Below are 23,823 nucleotides of genomic sequence, written 5' to 3'. Positions count from 1 at the left end.
ACGGGAAGGGTGCTTTTCTTATGACTTATGAAAGTTTAAAACGGTGGACGGTTTCATTTAACCTTGCCGTCATACTCATCAGTTCTTCTACCTGTTTGTTCATTTGATGGAAAGATTGCAGCTGTTCATTGGCCGAGGCAGAAATTTCTTCACTGCCAGCTGCTGTTTCTTCTACAACCGCACTAATATTTTCAATCGAGTTGAGCACTTGTCCGCCAAGCTCTGTTGATTGAACAATTTGGTCATTTAAGACCGCCATTTCTCGTTTAATGTGCTGCGCTTTTGTTTCTATATCTTCAAAGGAGTGTGAGGTTTTGTCCATCGCATCCTGCTGTTGAAGTGAAAGCTTGACTCCTTCTTTGACAGTTTGACTAATGGATTGAATGCCTCTTTCAATATGACTGACCATATCAAAGATTTGTCTTGTAGCGTTAGATGATTCGTCAGCTAGCTTACGAATTTCATCTGCTACAACGGCAAAGCCTTTTCCAGCCTCACCTGCTCTTGCCGCTTCAATCGCTGCATTTAGCGAAAGTAAGTTTGTTTGATCCGCAATGTCAGAAACTGTTTTGGCCATAGCCGAGATCCCGCTAGCATATTGCGTGAATTCTCCTGCCGACTGCTCGATTTGCCTTGTGGCATGTGTATTTTTTTCAATCGCCGTTTTGGTTTCTGTTAACGTGTGCTTTCCACTTTCCACTGCTTCTATCGCATCCCCTGTACTTTGGATGACTGTTTGTGAACGTTCGGAATTTTTACGTCCATGCTGATCCATCTTTTCAATCAAGCTAACGCCATGCTGGAGATCCTCTGAAATGGCCTGTGACCCATTTGCCATTTCGTCTGTCGAGACAGATACTTGATTTGCAGATTCCATCAGCTTTTTGTTTTCATCATCTAACTGGATCGAGAATGTCTCTACTTGACTTGAGACATTACTGATTTCTTTAATCAAACTAATCAGTTGATCTGTCATTTGATTAAAGGATTCATTCAAGCCGCCGATTTCATCCTTACGCTGAATGTCCATTCGCTCGACAGCAAGGTTGCCTTCTGCGATCTGCTTCGCTCGGTAGGAAAGTGATTTAATCGGTGTCACGATGGATCTTGTTAATCCAATATTTAAAAAGACAGCAATGACAATCAGTGTGAGGGCTGCGACGAGTGCACTTGTGATGATCCATTGCACATTATCCGCTGTATTCTCTAGATTTTGTTTATATGCTTCTTCTGCTCTTTTATTCATTGTATGGATGTCGTTTAAAACACCATCAATTCTTGCAGCGACCCGTCTTGCATCTGATGCGTTTTTTTCACCAATGGCATTATTTGCTTCCTTGGTCCACGTGTCATATTTTGCATTTAACCTTGTTAATTCATCTTTATTTATATTTCCTGCGTGTTTGTTTAACGTTTGCAGCTGTTTTTTTGCTGTAGAAATACCGGTTTGAACAACCTCTAGCTGTTCATCAGAAAGAGTCATTGAATAATTGGTCATGGTTTGTTCGACGCTTTCAAAGCTTGCCTTCGTTTTTTGAACATTTAATAAGGCTTGAACTTCTGTTTCATTTGATGATTGGATCTTTGTCATACTGACAATGATAAAGGCGATGACGCCAACTGCTAAAAGAAGTGAGACGAGTGAGTTGAGTAAAATTTTGATGCGCAAGCTCATGATGCGTCCCCCTCATCTTTTAGCAATTGCTGCTTCAGTTCATTTACTTTTTTGGTCAATGTTTCAGCATCTTTGAGCACCCGAATTCTTGCCATATCGATTCCGTCATTGTTTAAGTCGTAGATAACATGCCCATTTTTGATTTGATTGCTCTTGACGAGCTGTTCGCTGAATTGATAGACCACTTCATCGACTTTTTTTACCATGGACGAAATCACCGCTTTTTCAGCGGTGTAGTACTGATCACTATCTACACCAATGGCATATTTGCCCTGCGCTTGCGCTTCTTTTAATACACCGACACCTGTATAGCCAGCTGCGGCATATAAAACGTCTGCTTTCTTTTTGATCATGCCTTTGGCTATTTTACTGCCTTTGTCCGCATCACTAAACGTATTAGCATAGGTGGATAAGATCTTGATGTTCGGATTCACTGATTTGGCGCCTTTTTGGAACCCTTTTTCAAAACGATGGATCAACTCCGCATCGACACCGCCAACAAATCCAATGACATCACTTTTCGTTGTCATGGCAGCAAGTGCGCCCGCTAAATAGCTGCCTTGCTCTTCTTTAAACGTCACGGAGGTCACATTTTTCAGCTCAGATACGGCATCGATGAGCAAAAAGTGCTTCTTCGGATATTTCTTTGCGACTTTTTCTAAGTCTTCTTGCATACTAAAGCCTACCCCGATGACGAGATCATTTCCAGCTTTTACAAGCTCGGTCAGTCCTTTTTCATATGTATCGGTTTCTGCAATTTCTCTATAATCAAATTCAATACCTAGGTCATCACGTGCTTTTTCTAATCCTTTAAACGATGAATCGTTAAATGATTGATCACCAAGACCATCATCTGTGAGCATAACGCCAATATGCTTCGCATTTGATGCTGGTGGTTCCCCTTGTTGATTGCTGCATGCGGCGAGCACCATAAGCACGGCTACCAACAGAAGCAATGAAATTTTCACTTTCATCCAAACACACACTCCTTTTGTCATCCTTACTCCTTTCTTATCGGATTTGAGAGGCGTTGTTTCAATGATTAAGTGAAGGTTTTTCAGCTTTTTTCATGACTTTTTTCACTAAAAAAACCCATTATTTATCACAAATATAAAAAAAGGGATAAAACCATGATGATTTTATCCCTTTTTCTTCATTTCAGTGTGATATGAAAACCCATGAGGTTAGGGTTCTCTTTCACGCTGCTCATTTTTTCTCGTATGTCCAGCCCTCTTTTTGGTAGACTAGGCCGTTTTTCATCAAATGACCTAATGCTCGTTTAAAGGCTGCCTTGCTCATTTGGAATCGTTCACGGATGTCTTCTGGATCACTTTTGTCTCCATAAGGCATAGCACCATTTCTCGTTTTCATATAGGTTAAGATTTCTTCTGCATCGACAGATAACGCTTCCTGTTTTCTAGGGAGCAGAGAAACGTTCACGGTCCCATCCTCTTTCACTGCAATGACACGTCCTGTCACGGTCGATCCTAATCTTGGTTCTTCCTTTCGTTCCGTGCGGTGGATAAACCCTCGCACGCCTGTATCTGTCAGCATAAACGAGCCTGTCGCAATTAAGCGATAAATCGTACCAGTGATTTCTTTGTTCATTAAGGTTTCGGGTGCCTCGGTAAACAATTCACTGATCACATCTTCAGTGGCTGGCTTTGCGAACATTCTGCCGTAGCTTGTGACTTTCAGCATACAGTAAAGTCTGTCTCCTTTTTTCGGCCATGCTTCCTCAAAAGGCGGTAGATGTTCTGTTGCAACAAGTGCATCCTTTGAAAGCCCAACATCCACAAATGCGCCCATGTCTTCTAGGACGTCTACGACTTCTACCCAGCCATATGTATGCGCATTGATTGTCGGTATTTTCATCGTCGCAGCTAGTCTTTCTTCATGATCTACGTATAAGTAGACCTCTACTTCATCTTGGTCACCAATATCTTCTGTCATTTCACTGCGGTGCAAGAGGACAGAATCTTCACCATCTGTCAAAAAGTAGCCGTATTCCATCTCGTTCTCTATTTGCAAGGTCAGTTGCTCACCTGGTCTCATGTTCTCTTCCTTCCTATCTGCTCATAAAAGAGCGTTCGTTCATCTTTTGATTCACTTTATTCTACTATACTTCTCCTCACATGAACATCTCTAGTTCTGTTAGCTAAAGTGGTCAAACCGAACGCGATTTATACCGCTGCTGGCAGAACTCTTTGACTCATCTCTTTGATAAAGTTTCTTCTTCTCCACGTTGCATGATAAAATAGACGCAATATCTATCCATGGAGGTCATGCGTTATGGCAAAAGAAAGCTCATTTGACATTGTATCAAAGGTTGAACTGCCTGAGGTGCAAAACGCCGTTCAAGCAGCGCTGAAGGAAATTAAAAACCGTTATGATTTTAAAGGAAGTAAAAGTGATATTTCTCTTGAAAAAGAGGAGCTCGTGCTCATCTCTGATGATGACTTTAAGCTGGAGCAGCTAAAAGATGTACTTGTGTCAAAGCTGATCAAACGAAATGTTCCAACTAAAAACATCGACTACGGAAAAACCGAGCATGCCCTTGGCGGAACCGTACGCCAGCGCGCGAAGCTGATCAGCGGAATTGATCAAGACAACGCCAAAAAGATCAATGCACTCATTAAGCAATCCGGCATCAAAGTGAAGTCACAGTTTCAAGATGACCAAGTGCGTGTAACAGGAAAAAATAAAGATGATTTACAAGAGGTTATTTCTCTTATGCGCAAGGCAGATTTACCGATTGACGTTCAATTTATAAATTTTCGATAAATTTCAAATTTTCCATTGATTATTTCCGATTTTTTCGATACAGTGGATGGAAGTTCAATTTATTGACATGTTCATATCGCTTTCTTATCAAGAGAGGCAGAGGGACTGGCCCTGTGAAGCCTCAGCAACCGGTGTAGTAGAAATATATTTTCTATGACCAAGGTGCTAAATCCAGCAAGCAACTGCTTGGAAGATAAGAAGAAGAATTACGATACAGCCAAAAAGTCTTCTTCTTATCAGAAGGCTTTTTTTGTTACATAAAAATAAGGAGGAAACCAATGGGCCTATTACAAGACTTACAAAACCGCGTACTGATTGCTGACGGTGCAATGGGAACACTTTTATACTCTTACGGCATTGACCGCTGCTTTGAAGAATTAAATTTATCGAAAGAAGATGAAGTAAGGCGCGTGCACGAAGCATATGTGCAGGCTGGTGCGGACATCATTCAAACAAATACGTACGGCGCAAATTATATTAAACTATCCCGCTACGGCTTAGAGGAAGAAACAAAGCGCATCAATACAAAGGCGGTACAAATCGCAAAAGCAGCCGCCGGCTCTGCTTATGTCCTTGGAACGATCGGCGGCATTCGAACGTTTAACAAAAATGCCTATACAATTGAAGAAATTAAACGAAGCTTTAGAGAGCAGCTGTACATTCTATTAAATGAGCAGCCCGATGGATTATTGCTAGAAACGTATTATGACATGGAAGAAGCGAAGGCCGTTCTCCAAATTGCACGAAAAGAAACGACTCTCCCGATTGTCATGAACGTCTCCATGCATGAACAAGGTGTGTTGCAGGATGGAACACCGCTCAAGGATGGTTTATCTGAATTGTCCTCTCTTGGCGCAGACGTCGTTGGCATCAACTGCCGGCTTGGCCCTTATCATATGATTCAGGCACTCGAAGGCGTTCCAATTTTAGAAAATTCCCATTTATCAGTCTATCCCAACAGCAGCCTTCCCTCTCTTGAAGAAGGCAGACTCGTCTATGATACAGATAACGATTATTTTCGAAAAAGTGCACTTGAATTTAGAAATCAAGGCGCACGTATTATCGGCGGCTGCTGCGGAACAACGCCTCAGCATATTCACGCAATGGCTGAAGCGGTCAAGGATTTAGCCCCGATCACTGAAAAAGAAGTGAAAGTATTAAAAGAAGAAATCATTTCGATTCAAGATCAGCGGACTGAACCAGGTCTTGATGAGCTCGCTACGAAAAAACGGACGATTATTGTAGAGCTTGATCCGCCGAAGAAGCTGAACTTCGAAAAATTCCTCGTCGCGGCAAATGAGTTAAAGAATGCAGGCATTGATGCATTGACATTAGCCGATAATTCTCTTGCGACCCCGCGCATTAGCAATGTGGCTTGCGGGGCATTATTGAAACAGCAGCTTGATATGCGTTCACTCGTCCATATCACGTGCCGTGATCGTAATTTGATTGGGCTTCAGTCCCATTTGATGGGTCTCGACACCCTTGGTTTAACTGATATTTTAGCCATTACAGGCGACCCTTCTAAGATTGGAGATTTCCCGGGTGCAACGTCGGTTTATGATTTAACCTCCTTTGATTTGATTCGGCTGATTAAGCAGTTTAACGAAGGCCTTTCTTTCTCAGGGAAGCCGCTTGGCAAAAAGACCAATTTTTCAGTAGCTGGCGCGTTTAATCCAAATGTTCGTCACATTGATAAAGCGGTCAAACGTCTTGAGAAAAAAATCGAATACGGTGCTGATTATTTTATTTCACAGCCTGTTTATTCTGAGGAACAGCTTGTGAAAATTCATGAGGAGAGCCGTCATTTAGATAAGCCGATTTATATTGGCGTTATGCCGTTAACAAGCAGCCGAAATGCGGAGTTTATTCATCATGAAATTCCAGGCATCAAATTATCTGATTCCATTCGTGACATTATGGCCAAGGCTGGTGAGGATAAAGAGAAGCAGCGAGCAGAAGGCTTAGCGATTGCCCGCTCTTTATTAGATACAGCCTGCGAATTGTTTAACGGCATTTATTTAATTACCCCTTTCCTTCGATCAGACTTAACAGCAGAACTAACCACCTACATTCATCAGAAAGAAAAGGAGTCAAACACCCATGTCAACTATCACTGAACAGCTTAAGAAACGCATCCTCGTCCTTGATGGTGCAATGGGGACCATGATTCAAAATGCCAATCTCACAGCAGAAGACTTTGGCGGAGAAGAGTATGAGGGCTGTAACGAGTATTTGAATGTGACAGCCCCTCACACCATCCGCGCGATTCATAGAGAATACCTTGAGGCAAGCGCCGACCTCATTGAAACAAATACGTTCGGGGCTACAAAGCTCGTCCTTGACGAATACGGGCTTGGCCACCTTGCCTATGAACTCAATATACGGGCTGCCCAGCTGGCAAAGGACGAAGCTGACCGTTTCTCCACGCCGGAGCAGCCCCGATTTGTTGTAGGTGCGATGGGTCCCACTACGAAAACATTATCTGTGACAGGCGGCACAACCTTCGATGAGCTCGTCAGAAACTATGAAGAGCAGGCCCGCGCCCTGATTGATGGCAAATGTGATGCCCTTCTTTTAGAAACAAGTCAAGACATGCTGAATGTAAAAGCTGGTTTCAAAGGCATTCAGGAAGCCTTCCAGCAGACAGGTATTGAGTTGCCTCTCATGGTATCAGGTACGATTGAACCGATGGGCACTACCCTCGCTGGTCAGGATATTGAAGCCTTTTATATCTCTCTTGAGCATATGAAACCAATGAGTGTCGGCCTGAACTGTGCGACGGGTCCTGAATTCATGACAGACCATATCCGCACGCTCTCCTCCATCGCCAAGTCAGCGGTTAGCTGCTATCCAAATGCTGGTCTACCAGATGAAGAAGGTCAATATCATGAATCCCCTGCTTCACTTGCTAAAAAAATTTCCGCCTTTGCCAAGGAAGGCTGGTTAAATATTGTTGGCGGCTGCTGCGGAACAACACCTGCACATATACAGGCATTGTCAGATGAAGTACGAACGATTCAGCCGCGTCACATTGCGCATGAATCGTCTCAGCATACCGTCTCAGGAATTGAGCCCCTGATATATGAGGAGTCAATGCGCCCTCTTTTTGTAGGAGAACGAACCAACGTGATTGGTTCACGCAAATTCAAACGACTCATTGCGGAACAAAAGTTTGAAGAAGCGTCAGAAATTGCTCGTGCACAGGTAAAAAACGGCGCTCACGTGATTGATGTGTGTCTCGCTGATCCAGACCGCGATGAGGCGGCAGACATGGAAGGTTTTTTACAAGAGGCTATGAAAAAAGTCAAAGCCCCATTTGTCATTGATTCAACGGATAAACACGTGATCGAAAAAGCGCTCACATATTCCCAAGGGAAAGCCATCATCAATTCCATTAACCTTGAGGATGGCGAAGAACGCTTCGAAGAAATTCTTCCACTTGTGAAGCTATACGGCGGTGCACTTGTTGTCGGCACGATCGATGAAACAGGGATGGCTGTAACAGCAGAAAGAAAGCTGGAGATTGCGGTACGCTCTCATGATCTATTAACGAAGAAATATGGCATTCCCGCAAGTGACATCATTTTTGATCCACTTGTCTTTCCAGTAGGCACTGGAGACGAGCAGTATATTGGCGCTGCCGAAGAAACGATCAAAGGCATCAAAATGATCAAGGAAAACCTGCCTGAGTGCTTGACGATTTTAGGCATCAGCAACGTGTCTTTTGGACTCCCACCTCTTGGGAGAGAAATCTTGAATGCCGTCTACTTGTATCACTGCGTCCAAGCAGGACTTGATTACGCCATCGTGAATACAGAAAAGCTTGAACGCTTCGCTTCCATTCCAAAGGAAGAAATTAAGCTGGCTGAAACACTGCTCTATGAAACAAATGATCAAACCCTTGCTGAATTTACCCAATTTTACCGAGGCAAAAAGAAAACGGAGAAAAAACCAAAGGTCTCCTTATCACTTGATGAAAGGCTAGCACTCTACGTCGTCGAAGGAACAAAAGAAGGACTTATCGATGATTTATCCCTTGCTCTAGAGCAATTTGAATCACCACTTCATATCATCAATGGTCCGTTAATGCAGGGAATGGCTGAGGTTGGACGTCTTTTCAATCAAAACGAACTGATTGTGGCGGAAGTGCTTCAATCGGCAGAGGTCATGAAGGCATCTGTATCGTATCTCGAGCAATATATGGAAAAGCAGCATGCAAACGGAAAAGGTAAGATTCTACTTGCCACTGTAAAAGGAGATGTCCATGATATTGGAAAAAACCTTGTCGACATCATTTTGAGTAATAACGGCTTTCAAGTGGTCGATCTCGGGATCAAGGTGACACCTCAAACATTGATCGAAGCTGTGCAAAAGGAAAAGCCAGATATGATTGGATTATCAGGATTGCTTGTGAAGTCAGCCCAGCAAATGGTACTCACCGCTCAGGATTTACAAAAGGCGAATATTTCCGTGCCCATTTTGGTCGGTGGCGCTGCACTTTCTCGGAAATTTACGAAAATGAAGATTTCGCCTCATTATGACGGACCGGTTCTTTACGCAAAAGATGCGATGGACGGCCTATCTTTAGCCAATGAGTTAAAAGCAAATCCTCTTCAGTTTCAAATTAAGCCCGACGAAGAGCCTGTGGCACCTTTCAAAAAGAAAGAAACAAAGCAGCCACAAGCTGTCATTGAATTACTAGAAAAACGTGCGGCACTCCCTGAGTCACCTATTTTCACACCAGAAAATACGGCACGTCATTATGTAAGGGACATCGACCTGCATCACATTATGCCTTATGTAAATGAACAAATGCTCATTGGCCACCACCTTGGATTAAAAGGAAAGGTGAAAAAGCTGTTGGCCGAACAGCATCCAAAAGCATTGGAATTAAAGCAGCTTGTCACAGACCTTCTAAACGAAGGCAGAGAGAAAAACTGGTTTGCGCCTGCATTTGTCTATCAATTTTATCCTGCCAGTTCAAACGGAAATGATCTGCATATTTATGATCCCAAAGCGCCTGACCGTATCATTGAAACATTCCAATTTCCAAGACAGGAGAAGCTTCCGTACCGCTCCATTTCTGATTATGTGCGGGGAAGCGGTGAAAAGGAGAAAGATTATATTGCCTTATTTGCCGTCACAGCCGGAGCGCGTATACGTGAAGTCGCGCAGCACTTTAAGCAAGAAGGAGATTATTTAAAAATGCATGCAGTTCAAGCTCTTGCGCTTGAGCTTGCAGAAGGATTAGCCGAAAGAACCCACCAAGTGATTCGTGACAAATGGGGCTTCCCTGACCCAGTCGATTTCACAATGGAAAAACGATTCCAAGCGAAATATCAAGGGCAGCGCTATTCCTTTGGTTATCCCGCCTGTCCAAATCTTGAAGACCAAGAAAAGCTGTTCAAGCTGCTTCAGCCTGAAAAAATTGGCATCCATCTAACAGAAGGATTTATGATGGAACCTGAAGCATCTGTTTCAGCGATCGTCGTTTCTCATCCTGAAGCTCGATATTTTAATGTTCATTAATGCAGAACCTCCGAAACTGGAGGTTCTTTTTTGCTGGGAAGATTAGATAAACTTCAATTTTTACACTATACCTTCTTATGGTACGATACACATAGATGAATTCAGCTAAGAAGGAGTTGCGCGTCATGACAAACGTTGTTCAACGAGCATTAACACTCGATGACATACCAGATCTTATCGCATTGTCTCAAGAGGTAGACTGGCCTGATTACAATGCGGAAGAGCTCACATCTCTTTTAACAAATGGATATTTCACAGGTTTTTCAACAGCGGATGGACAAGTCATCTCATGTGCAGGACTTTTCCAATATGATCGAATGGCGTCAATTGGTGCTGTCATTGTATCTGAGACACATCGCGGCTTAGGTCTTGCAAGGAAAATGATTGACACCCTGCTAGATCAATGTGATCAAAGCATTCCTCTCGTTTTAACCGCTACTGTCCAAGGGCGGCCAGTTTACGAAAAAATCGGGTTTCACACGGCTGGTTACATTACGACTTACAAAGCGCAAAACCCAAACCCAGAAGCGCTTCGTGTGTCAGATGACATCCACCTGTCTCCTGCCGATGAATCGCACCTTCCGTGTATTGAAGCACTAGATGAAAAAGGCGCGGGCACAAATCGATCAAGCTTTTTAAAAAACCGGATGAACCGGGCAGCGCAGCGTATCATTGCACAAAATGAACATCACGACACAACTGGCTTTGCGTTTGGCGTTGAAACACCTGCCAATTTAATGATTGGTCCGCTTGCTGCAAATGATGAACTTACAGCTCTCTCGCTGATCCGTTCGCTCATTTCGTCTTATTCGGGTCCAATTCGTTTAGATATGCAGGAGGAAACAGCTGAGCGCCTCCATGAATCACTTGTTGAAGCAGGTTTTACGAAAACAAACAAAGCGCATTTTATGATGATTCGTGGAAAAGAAAAGCTGAACGATCCCGCTCTTCTTTATTTCCTTGCCTCTCAAGCATTTTCGTAAAATATATAAAGCTGTAGACACTTGATGTCTACAGCTTTTCTATTATTTCTCGCCGATGGACGAAAGAACATGCGCGAGTGCATTTGTGACCTTTCCATGCTCTGATGCATGCGGGCGGTCATCTCCGTCTCCATACCCATAATCAATCATTCGATTACGATTTAAGCACAGCTTTGTCAGCTTCGGCTGGAATAGATCAAATAGGTCAAAACGGTCCTTCAGCTGTGGGAATTGCTTTTGATACTGCTGAATTTCTTCGGCAAGCAAGCGCCAAAGTGTCACTTCATCTAATAGCTGATGGTTCTCTAACACGTTTGATACGTAACGCAGGTTGCAAATAAACAATCCTGTAAAGATAAACTGCACTAAGCCTTCCGGCGGTTCACTCCGCAGCACTTCTTTTAAATCGTCTCCTAGAGAAGCCAATTCAGGCAGCGGCTGATCACTAATATTCACATCATCGACGAAATCTTTGATCGCCAAACGGTGAGGCTGATGATCTTTTAACACAAGAATCGTATTTTGTCCGTGCGGTGAAAAGACGGTGCCGTATTGATACATAAAGTGCAATAGCGGCGGCATCACCACATGGAAAAATTTCGCCATCCACTCTTTTGCTGAGAGACCTGATTTTTCAATCAGCTGTTTCACATATGGCTCACCTTCATGATCCTCATAGGTGAGTGCCGCAAGTGTAACAGGGTTCTCTCCTTCATCTAAGTACGAGTAAATGCTTTCTCTAAAAATCACACCGAGCATTTCAAGATATTGATACGGGGCACCAGGCAGTTTGCTATAGTAAGGATGATCGACATTAATACTTGCATTCTCACCAGGTAATATCACGCGGCAGACATCAGATAAAAATGAATCTTGATCCGCGATCCCTTTAATATGCGCTGTAATGCGAGGGGCAATGACTGTCCGTTCTGACGGAAGTCCTCGGTACACGAGTGTATTTAAAATGCTCATTGGCAGTTTAATATGATGCTTGCCTTTATTTGAGATGTTCGTAAAGGTTCTGATCGACTGCTGCGGGATATATTGATCCAGTCCCTCTCCTACATACACAATCCGGCGCAACGCCAAATCTTCTGGGAAATGCTGAATAATCATATGTGTCCACTGCCATTTATGAACAGGCATCAAATAATAATCAGCTGCAATCAATCCTTCATCCTTTAGCACGCGGAGAAATTGACGGATCGTGACTTCATCTAACTCTTTGGCAATTACCTGCTCATAGTTTTCATGATCGACTGCATGGAATGTCGCAAGGTCCCGGTGAACAGCAATCCAAGACAGCTGCACACTTTCTTGCCTTTCAGGTGCATAGGCTAGGTAGTCATCATAACTGAACCCAATGCGTCCTTTGTTATACACAATCCAAGGATGGCCTGTCATTTCTCCTTCAATCCATGCATAATCAGTATCTGTCAGTTCATCCGCACGAAGTGCTTTTTTCGACAGCAAATGTACATCTGCTAACAGGGTGTGATGAAGCTCTTTTATAAGGTGTCCTGTTGTGTCAGAAGACATTGGAATGAGCGGCTGAATGTCTAGTAAAAACACAATGGCACTGACATCCTTTGACCATTTTCCGTCTTGACAGCACTCGATTGATTCAGCAATTGTATCAAAACTATCAAACAAACGAGGTTTTGCAAGATAGCGATATTTCTTATGTTCGTGAATGATTAATTCATACTGAGCAATGCCATCCTTTTGATCTAGCTGAACGGGATGAAGCATATCCTCATACATGTATTCAGACAGCATTTTTGCCACCATTCGCTGGTTTGCCTTTTTCCAAGCAGCCGGATTCACCGCTTTTTTCAATTCATCTTGTACACTCATCGCTTCATCCTCCTTAACCTTTGATTTCTTCAAATGTGTTGACGTTCTTATGTGTACCAAATGTCTGGAAGACGTGCTTTTGATAAAGTGGATACACGGTTTGACGAGCAAGTTCATTGATAATCACACTGTTTCGGTAAGCGCCAAGTCCTAAATCTGGAGCGCCAACGCCATGTGTATGAAGCTCTGCATTTTGGACAAAAATATCATTTTCACCCATTGTATTCGTTTTTAAGCGATATTCACGTTCGACTTGGAACCGTCCTTGATCGTCCCATTGAATGTGATGAGAAATTGGATTGATAAACGGGGGCAGTACCGATTGATAGCCCGTCGCCAGTACGACAATATCCGTCTCGTGGGTAAAGGTGTCCTCTTTGACCCATTGCGTGCATGAAAGGGACAAGCCGCGAGCTGTTTCCTCAATCAAGTTGACCTCCGTCATTGCTTGAAGCACTGTGTTCAACTGCTCTCCGCAGGCAGAACGTTCATAAAGCAAATGGTAAATATCACGGATCATTGCAGAGCTGATGCCCTTATACAGCAAGTCTTGCTGCTTTAACAACGCATCCTTTTTTGTTTGCGGAAGCTCATAAAAGAAATCAATATAATCTGGAGAGAAATATTCAAGACCAAGGTTTGAATATTCCATTGGGAAAAATCCTTTAGAGCGTGTGAACCAGTGAATATCCTTCGCCTCATCATCTGATAAAATATCATAGAACACTTCTGCCGCACTTTGACCAGAGCCGATCACTGTCACAGATTTCCCTTTGAAACAGCCTTCTTTCTTTCGTTTTAAATAGTCAGCAGAATGAAAAACTTTCTCTCCTAAAGCTGGCTGGAGCGATGCTGGTATCGCCGGCTGTGTACCAATTCCTAAGACGAGATGCTTACTTTCAAACACCTCTACCGTTTGGTCTTTCACATGACGCACATGCACTTCATATCGCTTTTCTCCTGCTTTCTCGATCAATGAGACAGATTCGACGTTCATGCCAAATCGGCAAGAGTCTAACTGGTCTGCGACCCAGCGGCAATAATGACTATATTCCTTGCGCGGAATATGAAAATCCTCTAGAAAGTAAAATGAATACAAACGGTTTTGTTCCTGTAAATAGTTGAGAAAGCTATATTTACTTTTCACATCTGCCATACTGACAAGGTCCGCTAAAAAGGGAACTTGCAGTGTCGTCCCCTCAATGAGCATCCCTGGGTGCCAATGAAAGGCTTCACTTCTTTCAAAAAACAAAGCGTCAATTTCATTTACCTCTTCAGATAATGCGGCAAGTCCTAAGTTAAACGGACCAATGCCGATCCCTATTACATCCACTACATTATTTTGCTTGTTGAACCGCGTCATGGTTATACTTCCTTTCGAATCTTTCTCGATCACAAAACATTAAAAGACCTGTTTTATCGGGTAAATTGACTGGTTTTACACGTTCAAATCCGCATTTTTCAAATACATGGATCATTTTTTCATTGCGAATATCCGGCTCAGCGACGACTTTTTCTGTTCGTTTATTCTGCTCAAATTGAAATGCTGTCATGGCCTGAAGCAGCGGGGCCGCAAAACCTTTTCCTACATAATCCGGCTCCCCTATTAATAGATGGATTCCTTGATCATGCGGAGAAGGCTGATAGTAAGATTCAATGACATCACCTTTGACGTTGTATGCCTCAAAATAACTCATTGGCGTCCCATCAATTGTGCCTAAATAAAGGGTTTGATGCGGATCATGAACCGCCTGATAAAAATGCTTTTCAAAAGCAGGGAACGGAATATTCAAATGCCAAAATGGGTGAACATACTCCTCTTGCATCCACCTGTGGACAAGCCGGACATCTCTTTCATATTCAGCGCGAATAAACTTAATACGATCCCTCATCCAATCAGCGCCTCCTTATGTAAAAAGAGCGGATTCAAGACAGCTGTGTAACGAGACTGTGTTTCCAGAGATCCTGTCAGTTCATCCATATCTTCAAACCGTGTCAGCAAATTCGCTTTTGAAGGCAGTTCTTTTGAGCGCAGAAGGCTGTTTGTCAGTTCAGATGCACCGTATGTTTCCTCATGAGCGAGCAATGTGTCTCTCACAAGTGCGAGCAAGGCTTCTTCTTTCGCCAGACCTTCTGTACCAAAGCCGTTAATGAGACCAAATAAATGATTAAAGAAGAAATAATAACGCAGTCTCTCAACAGCTACCTCATCTGCACAAATCGTTTCACTTCTCACGCTCAGGTTTTGGACAAGATTTGCGAGTTTATCCTTTTTCGATTCACTATAGTAGTAGCCTTGGTTGTCACGATAATAGAAGGTGTGCGGATAACCACCCTTCATTTGCACAACAGCGTTTTGCTGATGGGCTTCAAGTGCAAGACCATACGTTTCAAACAGCCAGAGCATCGGTTCTAACGAAATAGTTAAATATTGTTTAAACCAATCTTGGCTCACAGCCTCCAGTGATCGGCCTTCTGCGTCTGCAAGGTCATGAATGATCCCTGCTAATCGCGATTTTCCACCATACGCATGATCCTGACATAATCCAGCAATTAAGCTTGCCCCTTTTTCACGATGTAAAAATGGATTTTGACGAATGACTACTTCAAAGCCAGATTCCGCCTCTTCTCCTTGAATGGATAAATAGGCGGGATCTTCAATGACCCGGAATCCAGAAAATTTATCGTATAAAGAAACGCCTAATTCTGTTTTTAAAATGCGCGACATCTCTACACCGCGATCCAGTTCCTTTTGTTTATTAACACGTAAGGAGTTTGTAATTTTCACAGGAACAGAGAATTTGAGCATGTAAGCAGAATCCTTTTGATAGACGGTTCTGAAGGATGAGGTCGCTGTGTATTCAGAACCGATCGGTCCTAAATAAGTGAGTTTCCCTTCCTCTATATAACGGTTCACAAATGCCTTCTCCATGACCACTTTGACTTGCAGCGGATGAATCGGAATGAGCACATATTCTCCGTTTTCTACTAACGTATTCAGTCTCTCTTTTTCTGCTGGTACCTGGCGCAAGAGCTCCTCTAGCATGAGGCTTGCCGCAGACTGTGTAATTGACGAATCCTGAAGCACAATCGAATGATGCGCTTTAAAGTAATGAAGCTGGAAAGCCCCTTTCAGCTCAGGAGAATAGATCGCTTCCTCCTCCTCTGTCATTCCTTGTCTGCTTTTTGGGGTAGGATGCGTTAAATGACCAAGGAGAAGTGACTGCTCAGCCTCAATATACTCAAAATCGGCTTCAGAAAGAGCGGCTCGATCACTTTCTCGCTCCTTTAAGAACCGTTCAATATTTCGGCAGCTTAAAATGATGCGAAGCATGAATTCATCCTCTGCATCTGTACGGCCATATTCAATGAGAAGCTCCTTTGAACATAAAGCAACAAGTGTCGTGTAATCGACGATTGCGCCCTCTTGTTCACTGCCTTGCGGGCGAAAGCGAATCGGAAAATCAAAGAGATGGCGGCCAACAGATGAAACATATCGGATCGGAATCACAAGCTCTAGATCTTGTTTTGCTAGTTTTGCGATGAAGACAAGCGAGCCATCTGCTCTCACCTCTTTTTTTGCAGATCGATCGATTCCTGTTTCGCGTAAAAAACAGTTTAAAAAGCTTTGCATGGTTGCATTTTCAGCCATTTGTTTATATTGACTCAACGTAGTACCCTCCCGGATTGAATATGAGCGATCCCGATATCAACGATGTCAGAAAGGATTTCCTCAATATGTGTGATTGTCGTTCTCGGATTTAACAAAGTGAATTTTAAGCATGTTCGGTCATTCACCACTGTTTTCGCAATGACAGCAGTTCCTGTTTTGAATAATGTCCGATGAATGATTTTATTGATGTCATCTGTTTGATCGTCATCCTTAAATCGGAACACAACTGCATTGATTTCTGGCTCAGGATTGATCACTTCAAGGTCATCATTTCTCTCAATAAGCGCGGCCACATCCTTTGCAAAATGAATGGTATGGTCAATGATTTCTCCAAAGCCTTCTTCTCCAATTAAACGAAGAGAAAGAAGTAATTTCAGAGCATCAAACCGGCGCGTCGTTTGGACAGATTTATTGACGAGATGTAGAATACCATCGAGCTCGTCTTCCTTTGGATTAAGATAATCGGCATGATAATTGATCAAACCAAAATGTCTTTTATCCTTTAGCAAAAATGCCCCGCAGGATATCGGCTGATAAAATTGTTTGTGAAAGTCAATCGTGATTGAATCAGCAAGCTCAATACCGTCTAACTTCTTACGGTAGGTTTCGCTTAATACAAGTGCTCCGCCGTAGGCAGCATCTGCGTGAATCCAAAGACCGTATGGCTTGACGAGGTCATATACCTCTCGAACTGGGTCAATACTGCCAAAATCCGTTGTCCCGCAAGTGGCTACTACCGCAAAAGGCAGCAAGTTCTGCTCCTTCAACTCAGCCAGCTTCTTTTTCAAATCATTTAGGTCCATTCGATGATGCTCATCTGTCTCGACTAGTACGACTGCCTGCTCTCCTAAACCTAACTGGGAGGCAGATTTTTTCACAGTGAAGTGAGCATTATTCGAGCAAAGGATTCTCATGCGGTGAGATTCACTTGGTAAGCCTTTCTGCTGAACATTCCACTGCCATGTGTTTTCACAAAAGGCATCTCTCGCTAGAAGCAGCCCCATGTAGTTAGATTGGGTTCCACCGCTTGTAAATGTCCCATCTGCTAGGCCGCCATAAGAAAACTTCGCACATAGCCACTTGAGAATTTCTTCCTCAACCAAAGAAGCAATACCGCTTTGATCAAAGGAATCCATTGATTGGTTAAAGGAACTTACCATCACCTCTGCGGCAAGTGCAGGAATAAGCGGTGGACAATGCAGATGTGCCAAGCATTTAGGATGCGATACATCAATCAAATGCGGCAAAAGATGTTCTTTTATATCTTGAAAGACGGATTCAATGGATTCACCAGACGGTTGAAATCGGAATAGCGATTCGACACTATCCGCTAATTTCCCAGGCAATATTCCACTGTATGGTCCTGTGTCTTTTTGCCATTGATCCAGTAAGCTGTCGATAGATGTATGAAGAGCCGCTTGGAAGGACTCTCTTCCAAGCTGGCTTTGATTGATAAATAATGAATCCACTGAAGCCTTAGTTGATTGCATCGTACACGGCCTCTTTAAAAATAGCGATGACTTTTTCAAGCTGTTCTTCTGTCATAATGAGTGGTGGCAAGAATCGAATAACACTTCCGAAACGGCCTCCTGTCTCCACAATTAAGCCTTTGTCGAAGCAATTCTTTTGAATAAGACTGGCCAGCTCTGGATTCGCTGGATAGCTTCCGTCCACATCCTGTTTCTCATTTGAATTGACTACTTCAACGCCAATCATTAAGCCTCTCCCTCGAACATCACCGAGAGCAGGGACTTGTTTTTGGATGTCTTTTAGATGCGCCTGCATACGATCTCCTAACCGTTCTACATGATCAAGCAGGTTGGTTTCTTTGATAAATTTAAGCGTAGCAGTTCCAGCAGCCATCGCCATTTGATTCCCTCTAAATGTCCCGATGTGTGCACCTGGATTCCATTGATCTAAATCTTGATCATAAATCACAACTGAAAGCGGCAGGCTTCCACCAATGGCTTTTGACAGCACAATAACGTCAGGTACAATTCCTGCATGTTCAAAGGCAAACATCTTCCCTGTTCGGCCGATGCCTGATTGAACCTCATCAATAATGAGTGGGATCCCTTTTTCTTTTGTGATTCTTCTCATTTCTTTCATCCATTCAATCGATGCTGGAATGGAGCCCCCCTCGCCCTGCACTGCTTCAAAGATCATACCTGCTGGCGGAAGAATACCACTTTCAGGATCATTTAATACGCGCTCAATATACGAACTTGAAATGCGGTGCGAATTCTTCCCACCAATTCCAAATGGGCAGCGATATTCATATGGGTAAGGCATAAAATGAACATCAGGTATTAACCCTTGCACTCTTTCCTTTGGAGATAAATTCCCGCTTAATGACATCGTGGCATGTGTCGCACCGTGATACGCACCATGGAAAGATAGAATGCTTCGATTCCCTGTCGCTGTTTTGACTAATTTAATTGCTGCTTCTATGGCGTCACCACCAGTTGGTCCACAAAATTGAATTTTGGCTCTTTTTGCAAACTCTTCTGGCAAGTGAGAAAAAATTTCATTCACAAATTCTTCTTTAATTTCTGAGGTTATGTCCAGCGTATGCAACGGTCTTTTTTCATGAAGCATACGTTCAATTGCATCTATAACAACTGGATGATTGTGACCAAGTGCAAGTGTTCCTGCGCCTGCCAGGCAGTCATAAAACTCTCTGCCATCCGCATCTGTCACGATCATACCCTCGGCTTTTTGCATGGCTAATGGGAACCGTCTCGGATAAGACCTTGCATTCGATTCTCTTTGACTTTGCTGCTCTAAAAATTGCTGATTTTTAGAAACGGTTTTGATGGACATAATAAAACACTCCTCCAATTGATAAAGATTATCATTTTCATTTACTAGCCTAGAGGATGTGAGATATGAAAGTCAATTGTATTCAAAAAGATGATTCTAAAAGCATATGAATGCTATATTCTCTATTTAACGAGTAATTTCGTGTCATTTTGACAAACCTCTACTGCTATAGGGAGAATAAACGCGTGAGACAAAATAATGTAGAAAAAAATTACAAATCATTCTTCCTGGTTCTTTTGTTCTATTCATGACAAAGCACTTATTTTATATGGGAAAGTGGATGAAAGTGATGTAGAAAAGGAAAAAAAGAAACGTCATTCTATATTGATATAAATGGTTATAATGGTATAATTTCTCTGAAACAAAAGGGAATGGAGAGGGATCTGATGATTTTAACAAAGCATGATCTCCACCACTACTTAGCTCAGGACAAGAAAGCATTAGCCATTAAGCGCAAACGACCTAAGTGGTTTGGGGATGATATATGGAAATATCAAAGGATTTTACGAAAATATGAATACTATTCTAATAGCGGTGCTGCACTTCGCAAATGGTTTTATCGCTATTTACATAAAAAGAAAGGCATGCAGCTTGGCTTTGATATTCCGATTGGTGTCTTCGGTCCCGGTCTTAGAATCAATCATACGGGTCTCTTAATTGTGAACAAACATGCAAAAATCGGGGCATTTTGTGATATTCATCAAGGGGTGAATATTGGTCAGAATCATCATGAAAAAGATGTACCAACCATTGGGGATCATGTATGGATTGGCCCAGGTGCTAAGCTGTTTGGGGATATCTATATTGCAGATCATATTTCCATCGGAGCAAATGCTGTGGTAAACCGTTCCTTTCACGAGGAGAAAATTGTTATTGCAGGTGTGCCAGCGCAAAAGGTAAAAGAAAAAAGCCCTTCATCATGAAGGACCCACCTGATAAAAAAGAATGATACCGATCAAAACAGAGATGAGCAGCATGAGGTAAAACAAAATCGTTAAAATAAGAATGGTCCAGCCAAGTCCCTTCCTCTCTGTCTTGATCAAATAAATACCGAGAACGATCGTACTAAATAAGACACCTAAAATGGCCCACAGCCATTTGTCTTTATCATGCTTTGGCGCATCAAACCATAAATAAATGGCAACAGCAAGTGAAACGAATAACCCTGTAAGTCTCACGTTCAAACTCCTCCTTATGTACACGCGTGCTTTCTATTATGCGTTTGAGTATCCGATCATCAGCAATAAGAAGTAAAAGACATAGACTAGAATGAAAATAGAATAGATGATAATGGACACGATCAGAACCGTCCAGCCCAATCCTTTTCTTCCTGTTTTGATCAGGTATATTCCAAATGTAAAGAGCCCGAATAAAAGGCCTAAAATCGCCCACAGCCATTTATTCTTCCCATGTTTAGGCGCATCTACAAATAGGTAAACGGCCACTATAATCGACACAAACCATCCGGTAATCCAGCGCAACTCATTCGTCACCCTTCTTTTTTAGTTTATTCAATCATACGCTACTTTTGTACTAAAAAGAAAAGGAATTATTCAGTTGAATGTTGCAGAAGGCTTTGCCATTCCTCTCTCAGCATCCCGTAACGCATCGAATCATAATACTCTCCTTGGTAGTAACGGACCTTTCGCAGTCTTCCCTCAAGGATAAACCCGCATTTCTCTGCGCACCGCATCATCCGTTCATTTCCCGACCATGTAGTAAGACCAATTCGAGGAATATCAATGTGTGTAAATAACTTATCAGTCCATAGACTTAATGCCTTTGTCCCAACGCCACCGCTCCAAAAGCGCGAATCATAAATGAGAATGCCGCATTCAAGCCACCGTGTACGTTCATTCTCCCAATAATATGACACGGTGCCTTTGATTTCGCCGTCTATTTCAATACCATATAGCTTTGGCGGAATGGATGTATCCTGTAAGTATCGTTTTTTAAAAGCAGCAAGCGGGATTTCGTGTTCATGAAAATATGGGGCGTTCCACTCTCGATAGGACTGGTCTGGTGCTTTGAATCTTAAATGCCATACCACCTCTAAATCAGCTTCGTTTAATGGTCGTATGTTCACAAGCTTTTGTTTTTCCCTTTTCATCTGTTCACGTTCCTTTACTTTGTCGTTCTTTTTGCAAGATGACGGTACTCGATAGGCGTCATGCCTTCGTTTTGCCGAAACAGCTTAGAAAAATAAGTAGGATCATCAATGCCTACGTGATCAGCAATCGCTGCGATTTTATCATTCGTTGAGGCAAGCATGTTTTTGGCTTTTTCGACCTTGAGACGATTGATATATTGGTTTGGCGTGAGTCCATACACCGTCTGCATACACCTTGTCATGTAATCAGGGTGATAGTGCAGCTTCTCTGCAAGCTCCTCCATTTGCAGTTTCTTCATAAAGTGACGCTCAAGATAATGAACCACTTCTGAGGCGACATTCTCCTTTGCACTTGGAATATGAAATGCTTCTTTTTGTAAATGAATGAGCAGTTCTTCAAACTGAAGCTGTTTTTTCAGCGGCAGTTCAGACGCGTCATCATTTAGGGCCCGCATCTGTGCAAGGTGCTTTTCTAATACATTTCTTCCTTTCACTTTTCCTTGACGGGGCAGGCTAAATTCATATGTTGCCGGCTTTTCAAAGGTGGCTTGATTTTGTTTCATATCAAACCAGTGTTCTCTCGGCCGATTCGTCAGCTCATATGGATCAATTGAGAAATGCAGCCACTCATAGTGCGTATCTTCTTCGCATGGCAGGTGTCCGCCATGCGACAAGCCAGGTGAGAGAATGATATATTCTCCTTCTTTTACGTGATGAGCCTTTCTGTCCTCTGTGATCCATAGCTGCCCTCTTGTGACATAAAGAAGATCAAACACGGTGAAGGTTCTAGAAATATGTCTTTCTCCTTGATGAAATACGCCTTTGCCTGAAGCGATATAAACCGGGAACGGCGGTACAGTAAATGTAATAAATCGATTCATATTCATCCCCTTATGAAGTCGGATTTCTCCAATAAGTTTCGGTTTCATCTCTTCTTATTATAGTCGATGCAAGGTACACTATAAATCGGATTTATACGAAAGGAGGTTGATTGATGAAACCTCAATCACTGCCAATTCAAAAGATTCAAGCTAGGGGGAAGAAAAACCACCCTTCATTATTTGCATTAACTTGGCCTATTTTTATTGAAATCTCTTTATATATGCTCATGGGAAGCGCGGATACCCTCATGCTCAGCCAATATTCCGATAATAGTGTTGCAGCAGTTGGTGTAAGCAATCAGCTCCTGAATTTATTGATTGTCATGTTCAGCTTCATTACAACTGGAACGACGATTGTGATTGCGCAGCTTTTAGGAGCGAGCCGCAAGCAGGAAGCGACTCAAGTCGCCTATGTCTCACTAGGAACCAATTTCTTGATTAGCTTTGTCATTAGCCTTCTCATGTTTGGATTAGCTGTTCCCATCTTACACCTGATGGGCCTATCAAGTGAGCTCATGCCGGATGCGACTATATTTTTACAAATTGTCGGGCTGCTTTCTTTTATTCAAGCGCTCATTATGACGTATAGTGCTATTTTAAAAAGCTACGGATATACAAGAGATACGATGTATGTCACTATCGGAATGAACTTGTTAAACGTTGCTGGTAACTATTTGGTGATTTTTGGTCCGTTTGGTTTCCCTGTATTAGGTGTCATGGGGGTCGCTTTTTCGACCTCACTCGCTCGATTGATCGGATTAATGGCCATGATCCTCATTGTACGGCGCCGAATTGGATTACGCTTTTCACTGAAGAAGATGTTTCACATCCAGCGGACATATTTAAAAAAGCTGCTAAAAATCGGCATTCCTTCTGCTGGGGAGCAGCTTTCTTATAACGGCTCTCAAATGATCATTACACTGTTTATTACATTCATGGGGACGCAGGCATTAGCTGCAAAGGTTTATACTCAAAATGTCATGATGTTCATTATGCTATTTGGTGCAGCCATTAGCCAAGGGACACAAATTTTAATTGGGCGCCATATTGGGGCGAAGGAATTCGATGCTGCCTATCACAGATGCATGAAAAGCTTATACTGGGCCATTGGCATCTCCCTTCTTTCTTCCACTGCTTTATCTTTATCATCGACGCATTTGCTTGCTTTCTTTACTAGCAACAGCGAGATCATTCAAACCGCCGCCACCCTCCTCCTTTTGACCATTATTTTGGAACCGGGCCGTTCTTTTAATATGGTCATTATTAATTCCTTGCGGGCTGCTGGCGACGCGAAGTTTCCAGTGTATATGGCGATGATTTCAATGTGGGGCATCGGGCTTCCGATCGCTTACTTGTTAGGCATTCAGCTTGAAATGGGCCTCATTGGGATTTGGATTTCTTTTATCGTGGATGAATGGGTAAGAGGCATCTTTATGTATAGGCGGTGGCGTTCAAGGGTTTGGACAGAGCATCGCTTTTCTTCCACATAAAAAGGACTGCGGGTG

The 23,823-nt window shown here is 42.7% G+C and carries 19 protein-coding genes and 1 riboswitch; of the genes, 6 read left to right on the top strand and 13 right to left on the bottom strand.

Features of this window, described 5'->3' with window-relative positions:
• Positions 1-25 precede the first annotated feature (25 nt).
• The 3 genes from QRN39_RS03715 to QRN39_RS03705 all read right to left on the bottom strand — a co-directional run bounded on the left by QRN39_RS03715 (position 26) and on the right by QRN39_RS03705 (position 3,730).
• Positions 26-1,675 carry a methyl-accepting chemotaxis protein gene (locus QRN39_RS03715; RefSeq protein WP_050945323.1) on the bottom strand — a complete coding sequence of 550 codons (1,650 nt, stop codon included), beginning with the start codon at positions 1,673-1,675 and terminating at the stop codon, positions 26-28.
• A complete protein-coding gene (locus tag QRN39_RS03710) occupies positions 1,672-2,649 on the bottom strand; it encodes a BMP family lipoprotein (RefSeq protein ID WP_034620059.1) in 978 nt (325 codons plus the stop codon). The genes QRN39_RS03715 and QRN39_RS03710 overlap by 4 nt, the downstream gene beginning before the upstream one ends.
• Positions 2,650-2,881: 232 nt before the next feature.
• Positions 2,882-3,730 carry a CvfB family protein gene (locus QRN39_RS03705; RefSeq protein WP_284906219.1) on the bottom strand — a complete coding sequence of 283 codons (849 nt, stop codon included), beginning with the start codon at positions 3,728-3,730 and terminating at the stop codon, positions 2,882-2,884.
• 237 nt (positions 3,731-3,967) lie between these two features.
• Between QRN39_RS03705 and QRN39_RS03700 the strand changes: the two genes are divergently transcribed.
• The 4 genes from QRN39_RS03700 (at position 3,968) to QRN39_RS03685 (ending at position 10,974) form a co-directional block, all read left to right on the top strand.
• Complete coding sequence (locus tag QRN39_RS03700) at positions 3,968-4,459, top strand: YajQ family cyclic di-GMP-binding protein (RefSeq protein ID WP_003211707.1); 492 nt, start codon at positions 3,968-3,970, stop codon at positions 4,457-4,459.
• Positions 4,460-4,540: 81 nt separating this feature from the next.
• Positions 4,541-4,659: riboswitch (SAM riboswitch) on the top strand.
• Between the two features lie 78 nt (positions 4,660-4,737).
• On the top strand, positions 4,738-6,579 hold the full coding sequence (locus tag QRN39_RS03695; protein ID WP_253622738.1) for a bifunctional homocysteine S-methyltransferase/methylenetetrahydrofolate reductase: 1,842 nt from the start codon (positions 4,738-4,740) through the stop codon (positions 6,577-6,579).
• The gene (metH, locus tag QRN39_RS03690; RefSeq protein ID WP_284906218.1) at positions 6,563-9,991 is read left to right on the top strand and encodes a methionine synthase; all 3,429 of its coding nucleotides are present in this window, start codon (positions 6,563-6,565) and stop codon (positions 9,989-9,991) included. The genes QRN39_RS03695 and metH overlap by 17 nt, the downstream gene beginning before the upstream one ends.
• A gap of 125 nt (positions 9,992-10,116) precedes the next feature.
• Positions 10,117-10,974, top strand: coding sequence for a GNAT family N-acetyltransferase (locus QRN39_RS03685; protein ID WP_284906217.1), 858 nt, complete (start codon positions 10,117-10,119; stop codon positions 10,972-10,974).
• 42 nt (positions 10,975-11,016) lie between these two features.
• On the opposite strand, the gene QRN39_RS03680 is transcribed toward QRN39_RS03685, so the two are convergent.
• From QRN39_RS03680 to QRN39_RS03655, 6 genes are read right to left on the bottom strand one after another with little or no spacing between them, the layout of a single operon-like run.
• The gene (locus QRN39_RS03680) at positions 11,017-12,831 is read right to left on the bottom strand and encodes an IucA/IucC family protein (protein ID WP_284906216.1); all 1,815 of its coding nucleotides are present in this window, start codon (positions 12,829-12,831) and stop codon (positions 11,017-11,019) included.
• Positions 12,832-12,844: 13 nt separating this feature from the next.
• Positions 12,845-14,194, bottom strand: coding sequence for a lysine N(6)-hydroxylase/L-ornithine N(5)-oxygenase family protein (locus tag QRN39_RS03675; RefSeq protein WP_050945330.1), 1,350 nt, complete (start codon positions 14,192-14,194; stop codon positions 12,845-12,847).
• On the bottom strand, positions 14,169-14,723 hold the full coding sequence (locus tag QRN39_RS03670; RefSeq protein ID WP_284906215.1) for a GNAT family N-acetyltransferase: 555 nt from the start codon (positions 14,721-14,723) through the stop codon (positions 14,169-14,171). Before QRN39_RS03670 ends, QRN39_RS03675 begins: the two co-directional genes overlap by 26 nt.
• Positions 14,720-16,501, bottom strand: a complete 1,782-nt coding sequence (locus QRN39_RS03665) for an IucA/IucC family protein (RefSeq protein WP_284906214.1) — start codon at positions 16,499-16,501, stop codon at positions 14,720-14,722. Before QRN39_RS03665 ends, QRN39_RS03670 begins: the two co-directional genes overlap by 4 nt.
• On the bottom strand, positions 16,498-17,994 hold the full coding sequence (locus tag QRN39_RS03660) for a pyridoxal phosphate-dependent decarboxylase family protein (RefSeq protein WP_284906213.1): 1,497 nt from the start codon (positions 17,992-17,994) through the stop codon (positions 16,498-16,500). The genes QRN39_RS03665 and QRN39_RS03660 overlap by 4 nt, the downstream gene beginning before the upstream one ends.
• Positions 17,981-19,327 (bottom strand): aspartate aminotransferase family protein, encoded by a 1,347-nt coding sequence (locus tag QRN39_RS03655; RefSeq protein ID WP_050945337.1) that lies wholly within the window; start codon positions 19,325-19,327, stop codon positions 17,981-17,983. Before QRN39_RS03655 ends, QRN39_RS03660 begins: the two co-directional genes overlap by 14 nt.
• Before the next feature lie 386 nt (positions 19,328-19,713).
• Between QRN39_RS03655 and QRN39_RS03650 the strand changes: the two genes are divergently transcribed.
• On the top strand, positions 19,714-20,250 hold the full coding sequence (locus tag QRN39_RS03650) for a serine O-acetyltransferase (protein WP_137054808.1): 537 nt from the start codon (positions 19,714-19,716) through the stop codon (positions 20,248-20,250).
• On the opposite strand, the gene QRN39_RS03645 is transcribed toward QRN39_RS03650, so the two are convergent.
• The 4 genes from QRN39_RS03645 to QRN39_RS03630 form a co-directional block, all read right to left on the bottom strand.
• Positions 20,245-20,505 (bottom strand): hypothetical protein, encoded by a 261-nt coding sequence (locus QRN39_RS03645; RefSeq protein WP_080984794.1) that lies wholly within the window; start codon positions 20,503-20,505, stop codon positions 20,245-20,247. The genes QRN39_RS03650 and QRN39_RS03645 overlap by 6 nt on opposite strands.
• Before the next feature lie 36 nt (positions 20,506-20,541).
• Complete coding sequence (locus QRN39_RS03640; RefSeq protein ID WP_003212235.1) at positions 20,542-20,808, bottom strand: hypothetical protein; 267 nt, start codon at positions 20,806-20,808, stop codon at positions 20,542-20,544.
• A 68-nt stretch (positions 20,809-20,876) separates the two neighbouring features.
• Positions 20,877-21,437, bottom strand: a complete 561-nt coding sequence (locus QRN39_RS03635; RefSeq protein ID WP_050945340.1) for a GNAT family N-acetyltransferase — start codon at positions 21,435-21,437, stop codon at positions 20,877-20,879.
• 14 nt (positions 21,438-21,451) lie between these two features.
• A complete protein-coding gene (locus tag QRN39_RS03630; RefSeq protein WP_284906212.1) occupies positions 21,452-22,318 on the bottom strand; it encodes an AraC family transcriptional regulator in 867 nt (288 codons plus the stop codon).
• Positions 22,319-22,431: 113 nt separating this feature from the next.
• Between QRN39_RS03630 and QRN39_RS03625 the strand changes: the two genes are divergently transcribed.
• A complete protein-coding gene (locus QRN39_RS03625; RefSeq protein WP_050945341.1) occupies positions 22,432-23,808 on the top strand; it encodes an MATE family efflux transporter in 1,377 nt (458 codons plus the stop codon).
• Positions 23,809-23,823: the final 15 nt, after the last annotated feature.

It is taken from the genome of Bacillus sp. lyk4-R2A-2, assembly GCF_030209735.1.
In the GTDB taxonomy this organism is placed as follows: Bacteria; Bacillota; Bacilli; order Bacillales; family Bacillaceae; genus Bacillus; species Bacillus pumilus.
The sequence above is the reverse complement of the archived record's forward strand: the minus strand, read 5'-3'. Positions and strand labels throughout refer to the sequence as shown.